Source organism: Devosia sp. 67-54 (genome assembly GCF_001899075.1).
Classification (GTDB): Bacteria; Pseudomonadota; Alphaproteobacteria; order Rhizobiales; family Devosiaceae; genus Devosia_A.
Genome location: NZ_MKVA01000009.1, coordinates 166,078 through 183,960 on the forward strand (window position 1 = coordinate 166,078; position 17,883 = coordinate 183,960).

A 17,883-nucleotide genomic window follows, 5' to 3' on the forward strand; every position below is an offset into this window, starting at 1 on the left:
ACGGTCGCGTCCGTGCTGCCGCTGACCACCGGCCTGTCCCTCACCGCCATCACCACCCTGCCGGCACAACATGGCCGCGATCTTGCCGCGAATTAATCCGGCTGCCGCATTTCCCTCGCCTTTCGCCGCAATCGTGGCGGCCAGCGTCGTAGTTCCAGCAACGGCGGATGGCCTCCATGTCTTCGGCGACGACCAGCTTTGTGGCGCTGCAGCGCTTCGGCCTCGGGGCGCGACCCGGTGATCTCGGCGCCATCGCCGGCGATCCGCGCGGCGCCGTGCTGGCCGAGATTGCGCCCGATGCGGCGCTGATCGCCGACGCCGCGCTGCCCGACACCGTCGCGGCCCTCACCGAGATTCGGCAGATCCAGGCCGCGCGCAAGGCCGTGAAGCAGACTGCGTCCGCCGACGCCAACGCCTCGCAGATGTCCGACGCCAACGCGCCGATGGAGGACATGTCCCCGGCTGGCGGCCGCCCGCCGAAGCGGACGCTGCCGGACGGCATGGGCAAGCCCGGCAATCCGCTCGCGCCGGAGATTGCGGCGCGGCTCGACGCGGCGCTACGGGCGCAGGTCGGCTTTGCCGAGCGCTGGGCGATGTTCTGGGCCAATCACTTTGCCGTCGAGGCCGACTCCAACCAATTGGTGCGCTGGACCGCCGGCGCCTATGACCGCGAGGCCATCCGGCCGCACGTGTTCGGCCGCTTCGTCGACCTGCTCTATGCCGCGACGCAACACCCGGCGATGCTGCGCTATCTCAACAACGCCACCTCGGTCGGCCCCGACTCCAAGGCCGGCCTGCGGCGCGGCAAGGGCCTCAACGAGAACCATGCGCGCGAGCTGATGGAGCTGCACACCATCGGCGTCGATGCCGGCTACACGCAGGCGGACGTGACGAGCTTTGCCAAGGTGCTGACCGGCTGGACCTTCGGACAGAATGAAAACCAGCCCGAGCACTTCGGCCGGTTCGTCTTCAACGCCGGTGCGCATGAGCCGGGGCCGCAGACCGTGCTCGGCCAGGTCTACGACCAGAAGGGCGTGAAGCAGGGCGACGCCGTGCTCGACATGCTGGCGGCGCACCCGGCGACGGCGACGCATATCGCGACCCAGCTGGTGCGGGCGTTCGTCGCCGACGTGCCGCCGCCCGATCTCGTGGCCGCCGTCGCCGGCACCTTCCGCGACAGCGGGGGCGATCTCGCACTGGTGGCGAGGACTTTGGTCGGCGCCGACGAGAGCTGGCTGACGCCGATGGAAAAGCTCCGGCTGCCGCAGGAATACCTGCTCGCGGCGGCGCGCGGTCTGGGCGTGCGGCCGAAGCCGCCGCAACTGCTCAAGGCGCTGGCGACGCTCGGCCAGCCGCTGTTCAATCCGCCTTCGCCCGAGGGCTTCCACGACGACGCCGCGACCTGGCTCGCTCCCGACGCCATGACCAACCGCCTCGATATCGCGCAGAATTTCGCGCAGCAGGCCGATGCCGGCGACGATCCGCGGCAGGTGGCCGACGCGATCCTGGGCGATCGGCAATCGCCGCAGACGCGCGACACGATCGCCCATGCCGAAGGCCGCGTGCAGGGCCTGACGATCCTGCTGATGAGCCCCGAATTCCAAAGGAGATGACCATGGCCAACGCCTTTACCGATGCCATGCTCTGTCCGTCGCGCCGCGTGTTCCTCGCCGGCGCCGGCGCCTTCGTCGCCTGGGCCAATCTCCCCAGGGCGGCGTATGCTGCGCAGGGCCGGGATCCGCGTTTCGTCGCCGTCATCCTGCGCGGCGCGATGGACGGCCTCGCGGTGGTGCCGCCCGTCGGCGACCCGGACTTCCCCGCCCTGCGCGGCGACCTTGCCATCGGCACCGGCAGCTACGGCAACACGCTGCCGCTCGACGGGTTCTTCGCGCTCAACGATGCGATGCCGCTGCTGCACAAGCGCTACCAGGCCGGCGACGCCCTGATCGTGCACGCGGTGGCGACCGGCTATCGCGACCGCTCGCATTTCGACGGACAAGACGTGCTCGAATCCGGCGAGACCGGCCCGCGCATGAGCAAGACCGGCTGGCTCAATCGCGCCGCCGCGGCGATCCCCGCGGGCGATCGGGTGGCGCCGGTGCAGGGGCTTGCCGCGATGCCGACGGTGCCGCTGATCCTGCGCGGCGACGCGCCGACCCTCACCTGGACGCCGCCCGAGCTGAAGGTCGCGAAAGCCGATACGGCGACGCGGCTGCTCGATCTCTATTCCGAGGTCGATCCGGAATTTGCGCGCGTGCTGAGCGCCGGCCTCGACACCGATGCGCTGGCGGGCGCGATGGATCCGGTCAAGGGCGGCGGCGGTGGCGTGGCCGCGGCGTTCAAATCGCTGGCCTCGGGCGCCGCCAAGCTGCTGGTCGACGATGGCGGGCCGCGGCTCGCGGCGCTGAGCTATGACGGCTGGGACACCCATACCGACGAAGGCGCCGGCGACGGCCGTCTCGCCAATCTGCTCGGCGCCCTCGACGGCGCGCTCGAGGCGCTGGCGACGACCATGGCGCCGGTCTGGAACGACACGGCGATCGTGGTGATGACCGAATTCGGCCGCACCGCCCGGATCAACGGCAACGAAGGCACCGACCACGGCACCGCGACGACCGCGCTGCTGCTGGGCGGCGCTGTGAAGGGCGGCCGCGTCCTCGCCGACTGGCCCGGCCTCAAGGACAGCCAATTGTTCGAGGATCGCGACCTCTATCCCTCGCTCGATCTGCGCGGCGTGCTGAAAGGCGCCTTGCGCGACCACCTCGGCATCGCCGTGGCCGACCTGTCGACCAAAGTGTTCCCCGACTCGATCGGCATCAAGCCCGTGGACGGACTCATCCGCTGAGGCTGGGACCAGCAGTGGCGTCGTCGGCGCTCTGTTGCGCGGCCAGATCGCCGATGCCCAGGATGCCGGCGTGCGTTCCGAGCGCTGCCGCCACGAGCGTGGGGCGTGTCGGAGCAGTGCTGGAGGAGAGGTCCTGTTCGATCCGCCGGCGATAGGCGGGCAACAGGCCGATGCCGCCGCCCAAGACGATCACGTCGGGGTCGACAAGCAGTTGCAGATTGACCAGCATCGCCGCCATCTCGCGCGCCGCCGCGGCGATCAGCTCTGCCGCCCAGGCCTCGCCGGCGGCGTCGGCGGCAAAGATCGCGCGCGTGTCGTCCGGCCGGCCGATGGCGCGGGCGGCGGCGCTCAGCCCGAACCCCGAGGCGCGTGTCTCGAAGCGCTGCCCGTCCGGCCCGCGGAGCTGGCCGACGCTGCCCGCGAGCCCGGTGCTGCCGGTGACCAGCGCGCCGCCGCGCACGATGCCGCCGCCGATCCCCGACGACACGGTGAGAAACAGCGTGTCGCGCCCGCGGCCGGCGCCAAAACGGTATTCGCCCCACGCGGCCGCCTGCGCGTCGTTGCAGGCCAGCACCGCGGCGGTGCCGAACGTGCGGCGCAGCCTGTCGAGCAGCGGCGTGCTCTCGGGGATCGCCAGCGTCCCCGGATTGAGCGCGCGCCAGGCGCCATCGTGCACGCGTCCCGTCACCGCCGCTCCCACGGCGTCATAGCGGCCGGCCCAGCCGGCCGCCAGCGCGCCGAGGGCCACGAACCAGGGGGGCGTGCCCACCGGCCCCTCCGTGCGCGCCAGCCGCTCCTCGAGCACGCTGCCGTTGCGCACCAGCGCCAGCAGCGATTTGGTGCCGCCGATGTCGAGCGCCAGCACCGTGCGCTCGCGCGCCGCGGCGGCCTTCGCGATCGCCGTGTCGAACCACTGCGTCACATGCTCCTGCCGCGTCACGGCGGAGCCGACGCACACGGCGGTGGCGCCTGCCGTCAGCGCCGCCGCTGCCAGCGCCGGAGTGTTGTAGCGGCCTTCCGCCACCACCACGCCGCCCAGCGCCGCGCAGTCGGCGACGAGCTGCAGGTCCGGTGCGGCCGGCACCGGCCCGCCGGTATAGCCCGACAGCGTCGTGCCCACGATATCGAACCCCATCGCCCGGGCCGCCCGCGCTTCCTCCAGCGTGGCGATGTCGGCCATCGCGAGGCAGCCGGTGGCGCGGATGGCCGCCAGCAGCTCGCCCACGCTCACTGGCCGCGCCCGCGCCGTGCCGTCCACGGCGATGATCCGGGCGCCCGCCGCCGCCAGCGCCTGGACATCGTCCAGCCACGGCGTGATGCGTACCGCGCTGTCGGCCAGGTCGCGCTTGACGATGCCGATCACCGGCAGGTCGCAGCGCTGCATCACCGCGGCGACATTGTCGGCGCCCTCGACGCGCAGCGCCCGGGCGCCGCCGGCCCCGGCCGCGAGCGCCATCGCCGCCACGATCGCCGGCGTGTCCATCGGCCCGTCATCCACCGGCTGGCAGGACACGATGAGGCCGTCTTTGAGCTGGTCGAGCAATGCAGTCATTGGGCGAGGATGTCGTCGCGGATGCAGGCCGCCTTGTGCCCCGCGGCGATCTCGCGGAGCGGCGGAACGGTCTCGGCGCAGGCGGCAATGGCGAACGGGCAGCGCGTCCGGAACACGCAGCCCGACGGCGGATTGGCCGGGCTCGGAATGTCGCCGGTCAGCACCTGCCGCGCCTGCCGCTGCGCCGGGTCGGGCGACGGAATCGCCGACAGCAGCGCCCGCGTATAGGGGTGCCGCGGCCGGGCGAACAGCTCGGCGGTGGGCGCCGTCTCCATGATCCGCCCGAGATAGAGCACGATCACCGTGTCGCAGATATATTCGACCACCGCCAGGTCGTGCGAGATGAACAGCATGGTGAGGTTCAGCCGCACCTGCAGGTCGCGCAGCAGGTTGATCACCTGCGCCTGGATCGACACGTCGAGCGCCGACACCGGCTCGTCCGCCACGATGAATTCCGGCTCCATCACCAGCGCCCGCGCGATGCCGATGCGCTGCCGCTGCCCGCCCGAAAATTCGTGCGCATAGCGGTCGAACGCGTCGGCCGGCAGTTCCACCAGCTCCAGCGCCCGCTCTGCCCGTATCCGCCGCTCGGCCCTGTTGCCGATGCGCTGGATGTCGAGCCCCTCGGTCAGGATCTGGCCGATCGTCATGCGCGGCGACAGGCTCGCGAACGGATCCTGGAACACGTATTGCATGCGCCGCCGCTGCACGCGCAACTGCGCCGGCGACAGTCTGGCGATGTCGGTCTCGCCCATCATCACTTCGCCGGCAGTCGGATCGATCAGCCGCAGGATCGAGCGGCCGATCGTGGTCTTGCCCGACCCGGATTCGCCGACGAGACCCACCACCTCGCCGCGCGGAATGTCGAACGAGATGTCCTTGAGCACCGTCACGGTCGGACCGCTGGAAAACGCCGCCGGCTTGAACTGCTTGCTCAGCCCGCGCACCGACAGGAAGGGCGTCGTCATGGCTCAGACCTCCGCCCAGTGGATGCAGCGCGCCTTGCGGCCGGCGCCGACGTCGATCAGCGCCGGCATCGCGGCGCGGCACGCCTCGGTGACATAGAGGCAGCGGCCGGCGAAGGCGCAGCCCTTGGGCAGGCTGCGCAGCGACGGCACGGTGCCGGCGATGGTCGGCAAGGGCTGCCCGGCCCGCTTCAGCGCCACCGCCTGGCCGAGCCGCGGCACCGAGGCGAGCAGCCCTTTGGTGTAGGGGTGGCGCGGATGCGCGAACACGTCGGCCACCGGACCGGTCTCGACGATCCGGCCGGCGTACATCACCGCCACGCGGTCGGCGATTTCGGCGACGACGCCGAGATTGTGGGTGACAAACAGCACCGCCATGCCGCGCGCCTGCTGCAGCGATTGCAGCAGTTCGAGGATCTGCGCCTGGATGGTCACGTCGAGCGCCGTCGTCGGCTCGTCGGCGATCAGCAATTGCGGGTCGCAGGCCAGCGCCATGGCGATGGTGACGCGCTGCCGCATGCCGCCCGACAATTCGTGCGGATATTGCAGGGCGCGCCGCGCCGGATCGGGGATGCCGACATCGTCGAGGAGTCGCACCGCGGCGGCGGCGGCCTCGCGGTGCGACTTGCCCAGATGGATGCGGATCGGCTCGGCGATCTGCTCGCCCACGGTGTACACCGGGTTGAGGCTGGTCATAGGCTCCTGGAACACCATGCCCATGTCGTTGCCGCGGATCTGCCGCATCTGTTCGTGGTCGAGCGCGGTGAGCACGGCCGTCTCGCCGGATTTGCGCCGCAGCCGGATCGTGCCTTCGGCGATGCGCCCGACCTTGCGCGGCAGCAGCCCCATGATCGACAGGCTGGTGACCGATTTGCCGGACCCCGATTCCCCCACCAGCGCCACCGTCTCGCCGCCCGCGATCGTCAGGTCGAAGTCCTGCACGGCCGGCAGGACTCCGCTGCTGAGCTCGAACACGGTGCGCAGGCCGCTGATGTCGAGGACCGGGGCGTCCATCAGTCGATGAGCCCCGTCGCCTTGAGGATCACGTCGATGCGCGCCGCCTCGTCGTCGTTGAGGCTGCGCTGCGGCCGCGCCATGACATTGCTGTCGATGATGCCGAGCCGGCGCATCGCCGTCTTGAACGCGCCGACCCCGGCGGAGCCGGCGCTGGTGCGCCCGAGCGACACCCACACCATCTCGAACAGCCGGCACAGCCGCTCCTGCTCGGCCCGGGCGCCCCCATGGTCGCCCGCCTGCATCAGGGTCCACAGCCGCACATAGCCGTGCGGGTCGACATTGGCGAGGCCGGGCACCACGCCATGCGCACCCATCGCCAGGCAGGAATCGACCACGATCTCCGAGCCGGTCATGCCGAAGAAGCCGGCGTCGTTCCGCATGTCCTGCAGCACATAGCGCAGATTGCCGTCGTCGCCGCTCGAATCCTTGAGCCCGGCGATGGTGCCCTCGCGCGCCAGCGCCACCGTGGTGGCGCGCTCGAGCTTCATGCCGACGCAGACCGGAATGTCGTAGGCGATCACCGGCAGGTCGATCGCCGTGCGCACATAGCGGAAATGGTCGATCGTCTCGGCCTGGTTGGTCCGGGTATAGAACGGCGCCGTCACCACCACGGCATCGGCGCCGGCGGCCTCGGCGATGCGCGCATGGCCGATGACGCGGTCGGTGGTCGGGTCGATCACCCCTACCAGCACCGGCGCGCGGCCGTTCGCGACCTTGACTGCGTGCTCGACGATGCGCCGCCGCGTCGGCTCGTCGTGGAACACCACTTCGCTGGTCGAGCCGAGCACGAACAGGCCGTGCACCCCTGCCCCGATCAGATGTTCGAGGGTGCGGGTGAACGATCCCCAATCGACGCCGAAATCGGCAGTGAGTGGAGTGACGACAGGGGGAACCACACCGGTAAAGAGAGGCATTTCAGACCTTTGCTAGTTGAGATCGGAGCGGGGGTCGAACGCGTCGCGCAGACCGTCGCCGATGAAGTTGATGGCAAGCACGGTGAGCACCAGCGCGGCGCCCGGAAACATCCATTGCCAGGGAAAGTGTTCGAGCACCGCGGCCGAGCGCGCCGAATTGAGCATGTTGCCCCAGCTCGCCTCGGGCGGCGCGATGCCGAGCCCGAGGAACGACAGCCCGGCCTCCAGCAGCACCGCGTTGGCGATCTGCAGCGTCGCATATACCACGATGATGTCGATCGAGTTCGGCAGCCCGTGCCGGAACAGCAGGTGGCCGACGCCGGCGCCCATGCCGCGCGCCGCGACGACGAAGTCGCGCTCGCGCAATTCGAGCAGCCGGGCCCGCACCATGCGCGACAGCACCGGCCACGACAGGAGCGCGATGACGAGGATCGTCGGCGCGATGCCGGTGCCGGCGATCGAGGCGAGGACCAGCAGGAAGATCACCGGCGGCAGCGTCATGGCGAGGTCGACCAGCCGCATCGAAATGCCGTCGACGAAGCGGCCGCCGAACGCCGCGAACGCGCCGACCACGAAGCCGATCACCGTCGAGATCGCCACCGACACCACCGCGACCATCAGCGAGGTGCGGCCGCCCTGCAGCAGCCGGGCCAGCACGTCGCGCCCGACGCCGTCGCTGCCGAACCAGTGTTTGGCCGATGGGCCCTTGTTGAGCGCGGTGAGATCGATCGCATTGGGACCGTACGGCCACCACAACGGGTAGGTCACCACCGCCAGCAGCATGGGCACGAAGATCACCAGTCCCACCAGCGCCGCCCGGTTGCTGAAGAACCGTCCCAGCGCTCGTCGCATCGGGCCGGCCGGCTTGCCGGCGATCGTCTGCATCGACACCACCGTCATGACGCCACCTGGATGCGCGGATCGATCGCCGCATAGGCGAGGTCGGTCAGCAGATTCACCGCGATGACGCATGCGCCGATGATCAGCGTCGCGCACATGATCACCGGATAGTCGCGGCTGTTGACGGCATTGACCAGCAGCAGGCCCATGCCCGGCCAGTTGAACACGCTTTCGAGGAAGATCGCGCCGCCGATGGCAACGCCGATGGTCGAGCCGATCAGCGTGATCACCGGCAGCAGCGCGTTGCGCGTCGCGTGCTTGACGATCACCCAGAATTCCTTGACGCCCTTGGCCCGGGCGGTGCGCACATAGTCCTGGTTCAGCACCTCGAGCAGCGAGGCGCGCATGTAGCGCATGATCAGCGCCAGATAGCCGATCGACAGCAGGCACGCCGGCAGGATCAGATGCGCGAACAAATCGCCGAACGAGAACGGCACCCCCGGCGTCAGCATGCCGCCCGAGGGCGCGATGTGCAGCAGCACCGAAAAGAAATACAGGCCGAGCAGCGCGGTGAGGAAGGCCGGGCTCGACACGCCGAGCGAGGCGATCACCGACAGCGCGACATCGAGCCCGGAATTGCGGCGCACCGCGCTGACGATGCCGGTGGCGATGCCGACGACGACGGCGATCACCAGCGCACACCCCATCAGCAGCGCCGTCGGGCCGATGCGCTCGATCACCAGGGGCAGCACCGCAGCGCCGCCGCGCTGGATGGAATAGCCGAAATCGCCGGTCAGGGCCGCACGCAGCCACGCCAGGTACTGCACCGGCAGCGGCTGGTCGAGCCCGAGCCGCGTCCGGAGCTCCGCCAGCGCTTCCGGCGAGATCGGCGCCGACGGGTTGATATAGGCCGACACCGGATCGCCCGGCGTCAGGCGCAGCAGCAGGAACACCAGCACGCTGAGCGCCAGCAGCATCAGCAATCCAACACCAGCGCGACGCAGCAGGTAGATGAGCATGACCGGGTCCGGTTGAAATCGGCGATGGCACGTCGATGCGCGCCATCGCCATGCGGCGCTGGGTTCGGGAGGTTACTTGAGGTCCCAGCGCTCGGGGTGGTCGGCATAGGGGCCGCCGGCCGGGGCCGGCGTCCAGACGAAATCGACCAGCTTGGTCGAGGCGACGCCGTAGCGGCTGGCGACCCACATGGTCGCCCAGGGCAGCTCGGCGTTCATCACGCGGCAGACCTCCTGCCAGCGGCCGTCGACCTTGCTCGCGTCGGTCTCCCCGAGCGCCGCATCGAACGCCGCGCTGAGGTCGTCGAACTCGACGCGCATGATGTTGGCACCGGCCGGCGGCAATTGCGACTTGTTGAGGCCGACATTGATGCCCGCCGGATTCGGCCCGTTCTGCAGGCCCGCATAGACCAGCGGGAACTGCGACCAGTCCGGATCGTCCTGCTTGTAGACGATGCCGTTATAGGTCGGCGTATCGACCACGCGCGGCACCACGTTGATGCCGACCTGCGCCAGCATCGCCTGCACCGCGGCCATCACGTTGGCGGCCTGCGGCGTGCCGTAATAGGTCAGCCAGGTGATCGGCTTGTCGCCGTTGATCTTGTCCCAGCCGGCCTCGGCCAGCAGCGCCTTGGCCTTCTCCGGATCGTAGGCATAGTCGTTGAGTCCCTCCGGCACCAGGTGCGGCGCGACATAGCCGCAATTCGCCGCCGTCGCCGCCCCGCCATAAAGGCTCTGGATGATGGCGTTGCGGTCGATGGCGTACATCACCGCCTGCCGCACCCGAACGTCCTTCCACAGATCGACCTTCTGGTTGAAGCCGATATAGTTGACGACGTAGGAGTCGCCCTTGATGACGCGGAAATTGTTATCGCCATCGAAGGTCTTGGCGTCGTCAGGCTCAACATAGGTGAACTGGATCTCGCCGGCGCGCAGCGCCGACACCGCGGCCGCCGCATTCTCGAAATAGCGGTTGATCAGCTTGCCCACCTTGGGGCGGCCGCCGCGATAGCTGTCGCTCGCCGCCAGCTCGACATACTGGTCGGTGACGTAGCGGCTGAACTTGAACGGGCCGGTGCCGATCGGCGTGGTCGACCACCACTGGCTGGTGGCGAGGCTCTCGGGCGCAATGTCGGCGAGCGCATGCGCGGGCAGCATCATCACCTGCGCCAGGATGGACAGCAGCGATCCGTCGGCCTTGCTGAGCGTCACCACGGCGGTGTGGTCGTCAGGGGTCTCGACGCTGGCGATCGAGGCAAGGCGTGCCGCGAACACGCTGCCCGAGGCCTTGTTGCGGGCGAGATCCAGCGTGAACTTCACGTCGGCCGAAGTGAACGGCTTGCCGTCGTGCCAGCTCTCGCTGACCAGCGCGAAGGTGTAGGTCTTCTGGTCGTCGCTCACCGTGAAGCTCTTGGCGAGCGCGCCTTCGAGGGCGCTCAGATCGGCGTTGTAGATCACCAGCGGCTCGAAGTAGGTCTTCAGCCACATGAAGCCGGCAGTCGCCGCCAGCGGGTTGAAATTCTTCGGGAAGCCGCCGGGCCCGACGTCGAAGCCGCCGGTGATGGTCTTGTCCTGCGCGAAGGCGGGCAGCGGCAGGGCGCTGCTTCCCAGCATCAGCGCCGCGGTGAAGGCCAGCCCCTGCGTAAAGTCTCTGCGTCTCATGTTTTCGTCCTCCTTGAACTGGATTTGTCCTCGTCCTGCCGGTTCCGGGCGATCACCTGCTGAATGCCGCTATAGTGCTCGTCGAGCCGGCGGCGCGCCTCGGCGACATCCCTGCGGACGATGGCCTCGACGATTTCGTGGTGGTCCCGCCAGGTATCGAGCGGGGTCGGATTTTCGAGATTGTGGAAGTTGGAGGCCTTGCTGAAGGCCATCCAGAAGATGTCGATCAGCGCGCTCAGCGTGTGGTTGTTCTGGCAGCGGAACAGCAATTGGTGGAACTGCTGGTCCTCGGCGGCGAAGCTTTCGTTGCGCTCGGCCCGCGCCTTCATCTGCGCGGTGACCTTACGCAGCTCCTCGACATCCTCGCGGCCGATCATGGCGATGGTCTTGTCGATCAGCCCGGTCTCCAGCACGCGCCGGATCTCGCGCAGCTCCTCGACGTCGCGCAGCGAGTCCTGCAGCCCGTAGGCCAAGTTGTCGAGCAGCGGCCGGAACGAGAATTCCTTGACGAACACGCCGATGCCGCGGCGCGTTTCGAGGATGCCCAGCGACTCGAGCGCCTTGATCGCCTCGCGCACCGAATTGCGGCCGACGCCCAGTCGCGACGCCAGCTCCGCCTCCGGCGGCAGCGGATCGCCGGCCCTGAGGCGGTTGCCTTCGATGTAGCCCTTGAGCGCTTCCTGCACCGTGACGTGCAGCAGCGGCGGGCGCTCGAGCGGCCTGATCGTGGGGGTGCGGTCCATTTGTCGTCTCCTGGTTCGCGGGCACTGCGGTCAGTGCTGACGCGATACAGAGGCAGGGTCAACGCTTGTCGTATAGCAACATATGGGATATCCTTCAAGTACGATACAGGATCGAGAATCCGAATGCGTGTTTCTCTTCTCGGCAGCAGCCATTGGCATGCCGCCATGCACCTCGACGCGATGCGGTTTGCCGGCGCCGACATCGTCGCTGTGTGGGACGACGACCCGCACCAGGCGGCGGCCTTTGCGCAAGCGGCGGCCGTGCCTGCGGTTGGCTTCGAGCAGGCCGTCGCGGCCGCCGATCTCGTGGTGCTGATGGGCCATCCGGCCCGGCTTCCCGCCCAGGCACGCGCGGTGATCGAGGCCCGCAAGCCGCTGATTCTCGAAAAGCCCGCGGTGACGGCGACGCCCGAGCTCGAGCATCTGTGCGCGCTGGCCGCGGCGGTCGGTGCCGTCGTCGGCGTGCCGCTGCCCAACCGCTTCGGCCCCGCCATGCTGGAGTTTCGACGGCTCCGCGCCGGCGGCCAGAGCGGTCCGGTCGTGCATGCCGGCTTTCGCCTGATCAACGGACCACCGCAGCGCTACCGCGACGACGGCGTGCCGTGGCTGCTCGCTCCGGCTATCGGCGGCGGCGGTGCGCTGCGCAATCTGGGCATCCACGGCATCGACGCGGCGCTGTCGCTGGCTGAAGGTGAGCTGCGGCTGCTCGCCAGCCACATCGGCAAGCGCATCCACACCGACGAGCGCGTCGAGGACCACGCGCTCGTCACCCTCGCCGACGATGGCGGCGCGCTGTTCGTCGTCGAGGCCGGCTATACCTACGCCTCGATGGCGCCCGGCGGCGATTTCGAGTGGCGGCTCGTCACCGACCGGGCCGTGCTGCTCGACCAGGGCGACCGCGCCTCCGCCATCGTGCTGGGCGAGGAGCGCCGGACTCTCGCTCCGGAGCCGACCGCCACCCGCTACCGGCTCTTTGCCGCCGATACGCTGGCCCGCCTGGCGGCCGGCCGCCCGCCGGCGATCACCCTCGACGACTATCTGGCGAGCATGCGACTGATCGATGCCGCCTACGCAAAGGCAGGCTCATGACAGGAATTGGCATTGTCGGCGCCGGACATTTCGGCGCCGTGCACGCGCGGGCGATCGCTGAGATCGACGGCCTGGAGCTCGTGGCGGCGTGCCGCGAGGATGCCGACGCGGCAGCCGGCTTCACCCGGCAATTCGGTGGCGTGCCCTATTCGGATTGGCGCGCTTTGCTCGACGACCCGCGCGTCGACGCCGTCGTCATCGCCACGCCGCATCATCTGCACGAAGAGATTGCCATCGGCGCCGCCCGGGCCGGCAAGCACGTCCTGCTGGAAAAGCCGATGGCGCCCACCGTCGCCGCCTGCGCCGCCATCAACGCCGCCGTCGCGACGGCCGGCGTCAAGCTGATGGTCGGCCACGTCATGCATTTCGCCTTGCCCTGCCTCAAGGCCAAGGAAGTGCTCGACGCCGGCACCATCGGCCGGCCGCTGCTGGGCTCGAGCTGGATGATCAAGCTGTGGATGGAGAGCAACCGCCGGCCGTGGCATCTGCAGCGCGCCTCGGGCGGCGGCATGCTGATGACCGCCGGCATCCATGCGCTCGACCGGCTCGTCTGGCTCATGGGCCAGCCGGTCACCTCGGTCGGCGCGCTGGTTGGAACGCTCTTTCACGAGCAGCAGGCCGACGACAGCGCCCTCATCGGCCTGCGTTTCGCCGGCGGCGGCATCGGCCAGGTGCAGAGCGTCGGCTATCGCGATGGCGCCGTCGGTTTTGCCATGGATCTGGTGTGCGAGCGCGGCACGCTGCGCATCGATTTCGACAGCGGCACCTGGGTCGGACGGAATGGCACCTGGACCTTGCTGGAACACTCGATCGAGCCCGACTGGATGCATCACGCCGTGGTGCGCGAATGGCGCGCCGTCCAGGCCGCGATCGACGACAGCGCCGAAATCGCCGTCGACGGCGCCTACGCCAGCCACATCGTCGAAATCATCGAAGCCGCCCACCGCGCCAACGCCCTGCGCCGCGAAGTCGAGCTGGGCAAGTGATCGCCGACAGGCCGGCCCGCGCGCTACACGGCCGACCGCAATGTGCTCGCGAGCCGCACCAGCCCCGCACGTCGCTGCTGGCCGGTCTTTTCGAGCAGATGCCGGGTATGCGATTTCAGCGTATTGGGTGAGATCGAGAGCGCGTGGCTGATCTGCTGGTTGTCCCGGCCGTCAAGGATCAGCTCGAATATCCGCGCCTCCGCCGGGGTGAGGCTGTAGAGCACGGTCGCGGCGTCGAGGACGTGATGGGGATCTTCTCCCCGCTCGGCGATGAACACCGCAGCGACGGTCTCGCCAGGCACCTCGGATCGCGCCGACCGGTCGGTGAGCGGCATGACATGCACGACGAACGGCTCGCCGTCGGCACGCGTCCCCGGGATGGCGATGCCGCGGCGGCCGAGCGCGATATCGCCTTCGGCGGAGGCGAGGATCGTGGTGTTGAGAGCGCCATGCACCACTTCGCCATTGATCTGCAGCCGGCCGAACCGCTCGGCCAGCGGATCGCCGTTCGCCATGACGTCACGCGCCGCCGGATTGGCATGCACGATGTTCGCATCGGCATCGACCAGCACGACGCCGGTGCGCACCGCATCGACGACGGCCTCGAACATTTTGCGCTTGTGCCGCTCCTCTTCGAGGATGCCGCCGACCAGCGCCGCCCGCCGCAGGTGCGGAGCCACGACGCGCAGGCCGGCCAGCACGTCCGGGGTGATCGGGCCGGCGTCCCGATGGCGGCCGAGGCCGATATTGCCGACACGGAAGCGGTCGCGCGTCAGGATGATGGCGACGCTGTCGATGATCCCGTTGGGCTGGGCCAGGTCGATGTAATATTTGTTGGCGTCCCTGGCCTTTTGATCGACGGCGCCCAGCACGTTGACCGGCTCTTCGAGCGGCAGGCCCTCGATCCGTTCCCGGCCGCCCAGCAGCTGGATGAGCTCGGCATTGTATTCGGGCTGCGCCATCGCCGCCGCCCACTCATCCGGGATGTTGACCAGAACGGACAGCGACGCGGTTTTCAGGCGCAGATCGTGCAGCGCCATCATGACGTTGGCGAGCCGGAAATGCTGCCGCACGCGGTCGAGCGCCTCGGGCCATTTGTCGGGATCGACGACGGCGTCGTAGATCGCGCCGATCAGCTCGACGATCTGGGGATCGACACCCATCGGCTTAGGCCCTTGCCGCGCTGGGCCGGCCCGTTGACTCCGTCATGTTCATGCGGCGGGCGCAGCCGCAATCGACACCATGCATATTCCGCCTGCCCTCGAGGACGACGGAATCTACAATAGTCTCGCACCCGAAAGGCTGCGATAGACAATGACAAAATTGATTACCGCATCACGCCGCCCGGGCTCTCTGCCTGGAGATGCGCGCGAACAGCCCGTCGCGGGCGACAAATTGCGCATAGTCGCGATAGACGGGGTCGCGCCCCAGATGCCGCTCCTCGGTCCTGGCGCGCAGGAAATAGATCAAATTCACGCCGCCCAGCAGCAGGCAGGACTGCACCGCCTGCTGCCATCCCGCGCCGGCGACAAACGGCACCGAAATCAGCCACCAGCTGAGGTTCTTGCACAGATAGGCCGGATGCTTGGTCCAGCGGTAGGGGCCGTTGGTGATGATGCCGCGATTGGTGAGGTTGGAAAAGCGCAACCCGAACGCCGCGGTGGCCCACACATAGACGAACAGCAGCAGCAGGATCGCGCTGCCCCACGCCACATAGATCGGCGGCCACGCCGCGAAGACCTTGCCCCAGTAGAGATTGTCCTGGTCGTAGGGAAGATATTGGCCGGTAACGCTGTTGAACGGCGGGTAGCACAGCAGACAGACGACCCAGCCCGCGACGCTCGGCTCGGCCGAGCGGATATGCGTGTCGAGCAGCCGCAGGGTCAGCACATAGGCGATGCCCGCCAGCAGCACGTCGAAGAAATAGAAGAGATCGAGCAGCCGGCTGAAGACGGTTTCGAAGCCGTCGAGCTCGAAGTAATGCGGGTTCGACCACATGTCCGCGAGGTCGCCGACGATGAAGCCGAACATCAGCGGCAGGAAGAAGCCCTTCACCAGCCAGCCGAGGGCGTGCTGGCGAAGCATCGTCCAGTCGGCGGGCGGCACCCCGGCCAGCAGCGCCGGGAGCTGCGCATAGGCATCATTGGGATCGGCCTGCCGGCGATCGACATAGGCGATGTAGAATGGCGCTATGACGATCAGCGCCGGCAGGCAGCCGAGGGCGGCCTGCCTGAACGGTTCGAACGAGGCGGCGGCATAGACCGGAAGCAGGCTGTAGGCCGCGGCCAGCGCCCCGATGGTGAGCCAGAAGCCGGCAAGCTTCTGGCCGACGCGCAGCAGGTCGAGATCGCGGAGCGCCTCGCTCTGCAGCCCGTAGCGTTGGCCGCCGAGCCGATGCGCCAGGGCGTCGACGGCGATCATCGTCCCGGCGACCGCCAGCATCACCACCACGGCTTTCAGCCAGCCGGGTGCGAGCCATGCGTGCAGCAGGGGAATGACGATCAGCGCCGCGGCGACCCCGCCCGCACCGACCCAGCCGCTGACCGCCGATCGTGGTCGGCCGGTCGCGACGATCGGCAGATGCACCAGCGCGTCACGGGACGGTGTTGTGGTCTCGGCCATCGCACCTGCGACCTGTCCTGGTTGACGTCAGTCCGATCCCGCTCCTGAACTCGACGCCCCACCGCCGCTGCTGGCGCCCCCCGAGCTCGAGGCTCCCCCGCTGGCGCCAGAGCTCGACTCGCCACTGGCGCCGGACGAGCTCGAGCTGCCGCTGGAACCGCTGCTCCCCGAACTGCTGGCCCCGCCGGAGCTCGATGCGCCGCTGCTGCTTGCACCCGAGCTCGATGTGTCGGAGCTGCCGCCATCGTCGCCCGGCGGACACGATTGCGGCGTGTCGCTGGGTGCATCGCAATTGTCCGATCCAGCGCCGCTGGAACTTGCACCGGAGCTCGACGCACCACCGCTGGAGCTCGACGAACCGCTTGAACCGCTGCTGCCCGAACTGCCGCTGGCGCCGCCGGAACTCGACGCTCCACCGCTGGCGCCCGAGCTCGACTCGCCGCTGGCGCCGGAGCTGCTGGCCCCGGAGCTGCTGCTGGCCCCGGAGCTGCTGCTGGCCCCCGAACTGCTGCTGGCGCCCGAGCTCGATGCCCCACCGCTGGCGCCGGAGCTCTGGCTGCCGGACGAGCTCGAGCTGCCGCTGGAACCGCTGCTCCCCGAACTGCTGGCCCCGCCGGAGCTCGATGCGCCGCTGCTGCTTGCACCCGAGCTCGATGTGTCGGAGCTGCCGCCATCGTCGCCCGGCGGACACGATTGCGGCGTGTCGCTGGGTGCATCGCAATTGTCCGATCCAGCGCCGCTGGAACTTGCACCGGAGCTCGACGCACCACCGCTGGAGCTCGACGAACCGCTTGAACCGCTGCTGCCCGAACTGCCGCTGGCGCCGCCGGAACTCGACGCTCCACCGCTGGCGCCCGAGCTCGACTCGCCGCTGGCGCCGGAGCTGCTGGCCCCGGAGCTGCTGCTGGCCCCGGAGCTGCTGCTGGCCCCCGAACTGCTGCTGGCGCCCGAGCTCGATGCCCCACCGCTGGCGCCGGAGCTCTGGCTGCCGGACGAGCCGGAGCTGCCACTTGAACCACTGCTGCCAGAGCTGCCACTGCTGCCCGAACTGCCGCTAACGCCCGAGCTCGACGCACCGCTGCTGCTCGCGCCGGAGCTGGACGCACCGCCGTTACTTGCGCCGGCGCCCGAACTTGCCAGGCCGGCGCCGCCGGATCCACTGCCGCTCGGGCTGCCTGCGCCCGTATCGGCCCCCTTGCCGAAAATATCGAAGCTCGTGCTCGGGGTCGCGGCGGTCGAGGCTGACCCCGGCGCCTTGGCGGCAACGTCGGCGACCAGGGTCTTGGCCGCGGCCTTCAACCCCCTGTCGTCGATGGCGTTGGTGAGAAACCCCAGGGCCTGCAGCGCATCCTGGTAAACCCGGCGCGAATGGCGGCCTTTGTCGAGGCTCGCCGCGAGCGTGTTCAGAACGGTGACGATCTGCGCATCGGTGGGATGGGCGAACTGCAGATACATCTGCACCGCCTCGGCGCAACTCCCGCCTGCGTGCGCCGGGCAATAGGTCAGCAGCGGGTTTTGCGACGCCTGAAGCTGCGTGACCCCGATCGAAGCCGCCGTCGCTACCCCGACGACAGCAATTGCGGCCAGTCCCTGCTTCAGATTCATCGATGAGCTCCAGCTTCTTTGCCGGAA

Annotated in this window: 16 protein-coding genes; 6 read left to right on the forward strand and 10 right to left on the reverse strand. The window is 69.1% G+C overall.

Translation table 11 applies throughout. The features are described 5' to 3' along the window. Positions 1 to 176: 176 nt before the first annotated feature. Together BGO82_RS16000 and BGO82_RS16005 are read left to right on the forward strand one after the other, a co-directional pair. Entirely contained in the window at positions 177 to 1,613 is a 1,437-nt protein-coding gene (locus BGO82_RS16000) for a DUF1800 family protein (RefSeq protein WP_291306618.1), read from the forward strand. Continuing rightward, positions 1,610 to 2,845 carry a DUF1501 domain-containing protein gene (locus BGO82_RS16005; RefSeq protein ID WP_291306619.1) on the forward strand — a complete coding sequence of 412 codons (1,236 nt, stop codon included), beginning with the start codon at positions 1,610 to 1,612 and terminating at the stop codon, positions 2,843 to 2,845. The genes BGO82_RS16000 and BGO82_RS16005 overlap by 4 nt, the downstream gene beginning before the upstream one ends. Here BGO82_RS16005 and BGO82_RS16010 read toward each other — a convergent pair. The 8 genes from BGO82_RS16010 to BGO82_RS16045 all read right to left on the reverse strand — a co-directional run bounded on the left by BGO82_RS16010 (position 2,835) and on the right by BGO82_RS16045 (position 11,554). Further along, positions 2,835 to 4,397: a putative N-acetylmannosamine-6-phosphate 2-epimerase gene (locus tag BGO82_RS16010; RefSeq protein ID WP_291306620.1), complete on the reverse strand. Its 1,563-nt coding sequence runs from the start codon at positions 4,395 to 4,397 to the stop codon at positions 2,835 to 2,837. The two genes, BGO82_RS16005 and BGO82_RS16010, sit on opposite strands and share 11 nt — an antisense overlap. Beyond that, a complete protein-coding gene (locus BGO82_RS16015) occupies positions 4,394 to 5,365 on the reverse strand; it encodes an ABC transporter ATP-binding protein (protein WP_291306621.1) in 972 nt (323 codons plus the stop codon). Before BGO82_RS16015 ends, BGO82_RS16010 begins: the two co-directional genes overlap by 4 nt. Positions 5,366 to 5,368: 3 nt before the next feature. After that, the gene (locus tag BGO82_RS16020) at positions 5,369 to 6,376 is read right to left on the reverse strand and encodes an ABC transporter ATP-binding protein (RefSeq protein WP_291306622.1); all 1,008 of its coding nucleotides are present in this window, start codon (positions 6,374 to 6,376) and stop codon (positions 5,369 to 5,371) included. Further along, positions 6,376 to 7,293 (reverse strand): dihydrodipicolinate synthase family protein, encoded by a 918-nt coding sequence (locus BGO82_RS16025; RefSeq protein WP_291306623.1) that lies wholly within the window; start codon positions 7,291 to 7,293, stop codon positions 6,376 to 6,378. The genes BGO82_RS16020 and BGO82_RS16025 overlap by 1 nt, the downstream gene beginning before the upstream one ends. A 12-nt stretch (positions 7,294 to 7,305) precedes the next feature. Further along, positions 7,306 to 8,178: an ABC transporter permease gene (locus tag BGO82_RS16030; RefSeq protein WP_291306759.1), complete on the reverse strand. Its 873-nt coding sequence runs from the start codon at positions 8,176 to 8,178 to the stop codon at positions 7,306 to 7,308. An 11-nt stretch (positions 8,179 to 8,189) separates the two neighbouring features. Beyond that, the gene (locus BGO82_RS16035; protein WP_291306624.1) at positions 8,190 to 9,152 is read right to left on the reverse strand and encodes an ABC transporter permease; all 963 of its coding nucleotides are present in this window, start codon (positions 9,150 to 9,152) and stop codon (positions 8,190 to 8,192) included. A 72-nt stretch (positions 9,153 to 9,224) separates the two neighbouring features. Then, positions 9,225 to 10,811 carry an ABC transporter substrate-binding protein gene (locus BGO82_RS16040; RefSeq protein ID WP_291306625.1) on the reverse strand — a complete coding sequence of 529 codons (1,587 nt, stop codon included), beginning with the start codon at positions 10,809 to 10,811 and terminating at the stop codon, positions 9,225 to 9,227. Next, entirely contained in the window at positions 10,808 to 11,554 is a 747-nt protein-coding gene (locus tag BGO82_RS16045) for a FadR/GntR family transcriptional regulator (protein ID WP_291306626.1), read from the reverse strand. Before BGO82_RS16045 ends, BGO82_RS16040 begins: the two co-directional genes overlap by 4 nt. A 123-nt stretch (positions 11,555 to 11,677) precedes the next feature. On the opposite strand from BGO82_RS16045, the gene BGO82_RS16050 reads away from it, so the two are divergent. Beyond that, positions 11,678 to 12,643, forward strand: coding sequence for a Gfo/Idh/MocA family oxidoreductase (locus BGO82_RS16050; RefSeq protein WP_291306627.1), 966 nt, complete (start codon positions 11,678 to 11,680; stop codon positions 12,641 to 12,643). Further along, positions 12,640 to 13,629, forward strand: coding sequence for a Gfo/Idh/MocA family oxidoreductase (locus BGO82_RS16055; protein WP_291306628.1), 990 nt, complete (start codon positions 12,640 to 12,642; stop codon positions 13,627 to 13,629). The genes BGO82_RS16050 and BGO82_RS16055 overlap by 4 nt, the downstream gene beginning before the upstream one ends. A 23-nt stretch (positions 13,630 to 13,652) precedes the next feature. Here BGO82_RS16055 and BGO82_RS16060 read toward each other — a convergent pair whose 3' ends face one another. Both BGO82_RS16060 and BGO82_RS16065 read right to left on the reverse strand, forming a co-directional pair. Next, a complete protein-coding gene (locus tag BGO82_RS16060) occupies positions 13,653 to 14,792 on the reverse strand; it encodes a LuxR C-terminal-related transcriptional regulator (protein ID WP_291306629.1) in 1,140 nt (379 codons plus the stop codon). Between the two features lie 172 nt (positions 14,793 to 14,964). Further along, a complete protein-coding gene (locus BGO82_RS16065) occupies positions 14,965 to 16,251 on the reverse strand; it encodes an isoprenylcysteine carboxylmethyltransferase family protein (RefSeq protein ID WP_291306630.1) in 1,287 nt (428 codons plus the stop codon). Positions 16,252 to 16,477: 226 nt separating this feature from the next. Between BGO82_RS16065 and BGO82_RS16070 the strand changes: the two genes are divergently transcribed. After that, entirely contained in the window at positions 16,478 to 17,608 is a 1,131-nt protein-coding gene (locus BGO82_RS16070; protein WP_291306631.1) for a hypothetical protein, read from the forward strand. A gap of 11 nt (positions 17,609 to 17,619) precedes the next feature. Continuing rightward, the gene (locus BGO82_RS16075; RefSeq protein ID WP_291306767.1) at positions 17,620 to 17,862 is read left to right on the forward strand and encodes a hypothetical protein; all 243 of its coding nucleotides are present in this window, start codon (positions 17,620 to 17,622) and stop codon (positions 17,860 to 17,862) included. Positions 17,863 to 17,883: the final 21 nt, after the last annotated feature.

What these genes read in the sequence shown, in the direction of transcription:
- BGO82_RS16000 (WP_291306618.1), top strand. Translation starts at nt 177, where the DNA reads ATGTCTTCGGCGACGACCAGCTTTGTGGCGCTGCAGCGCTTCGGCCTC.
- BGO82_RS16005 (WP_291306619.1), top strand. Translation starts at nt 1,610, where the DNA reads ATGACCATGGCCAACGCCTTTACCGATGCCATGCTCTGTCCGTCGCGC.
- BGO82_RS16010 (WP_291306620.1), bottom strand. Translation starts at nt 4,397, where the DNA reads ATGACTGCATTGCTCGACCAGCTCAAAGACGGCCTCATCGTGTCCTGC.
- BGO82_RS16015 (WP_291306621.1), bottom strand. Translation starts at nt 5,365, where the DNA reads ATGACGACGCCCTTCCTGTCGGTGCGCGGGCTGAGCAAGCAGTTCAAG.
- BGO82_RS16020 (WP_291306622.1), bottom strand. Translation starts at nt 6,376, where the DNA reads ATGGACGCCCCGGTCCTCGACATCAGCGGCCTGCGCACCGTGTTCGAG.
- BGO82_RS16025 (WP_291306623.1), bottom strand. Translation starts at nt 7,293, where the DNA reads ATGCCTCTCTTTACCGGTGTGGTTCCCCCTGTCGTCACTCCACTCACT.
- BGO82_RS16030 (WP_291306759.1), bottom strand. Translation starts at nt 8,178, where the DNA reads ATGCAGACGATCGCCGGCAAGCCGGCCGGCCCGATGCGACGAGCGCTG.
- BGO82_RS16035 (WP_291306624.1), bottom strand. Translation starts at nt 9,152, where the DNA reads ATGCTCATCTACCTGCTGCGTCGCGCTGGTGTTGGATTGCTGATGCTG.
- BGO82_RS16040 (WP_291306625.1), bottom strand. Translation starts at nt 10,811, where the DNA reads ATGAGACGCAGAGACTTTACGCAGGGGCTGGCCTTCACCGCGGCGCTG.
- BGO82_RS16045 (WP_291306626.1), bottom strand. Translation starts at nt 11,554, where the DNA reads ATGGACCGCACCCCCACGATCAGGCCGCTCGAGCGCCCGCCGCTGCTG.
- BGO82_RS16050 (WP_291306627.1), top strand. Translation starts at nt 11,678, where the DNA reads ATGCGTGTTTCTCTTCTCGGCAGCAGCCATTGGCATGCCGCCATGCAC.
- BGO82_RS16055 (WP_291306628.1), top strand. Translation starts at nt 12,640, where the DNA reads ATGACAGGAATTGGCATTGTCGGCGCCGGACATTTCGGCGCCGTGCAC.
- BGO82_RS16060 (WP_291306629.1), bottom strand. Translation starts at nt 14,792, where the DNA reads ATGGGTGTCGATCCCCAGATCGTCGAGCTGATCGGCGCGATCTACGAC.
- BGO82_RS16065 (WP_291306630.1), bottom strand. Translation starts at nt 16,251, where the DNA reads ATGGCCGAGACCACAACACCGTCCCGTGACGCGCTGGTGCATCTGCCG.
- BGO82_RS16075 (WP_291306767.1), top strand. Translation starts at nt 17,620, where the DNA reads ATGGCGGCCTTTGTCGAGGCTCGCCGCGAGCGTGTTCAGAACGGTGAC.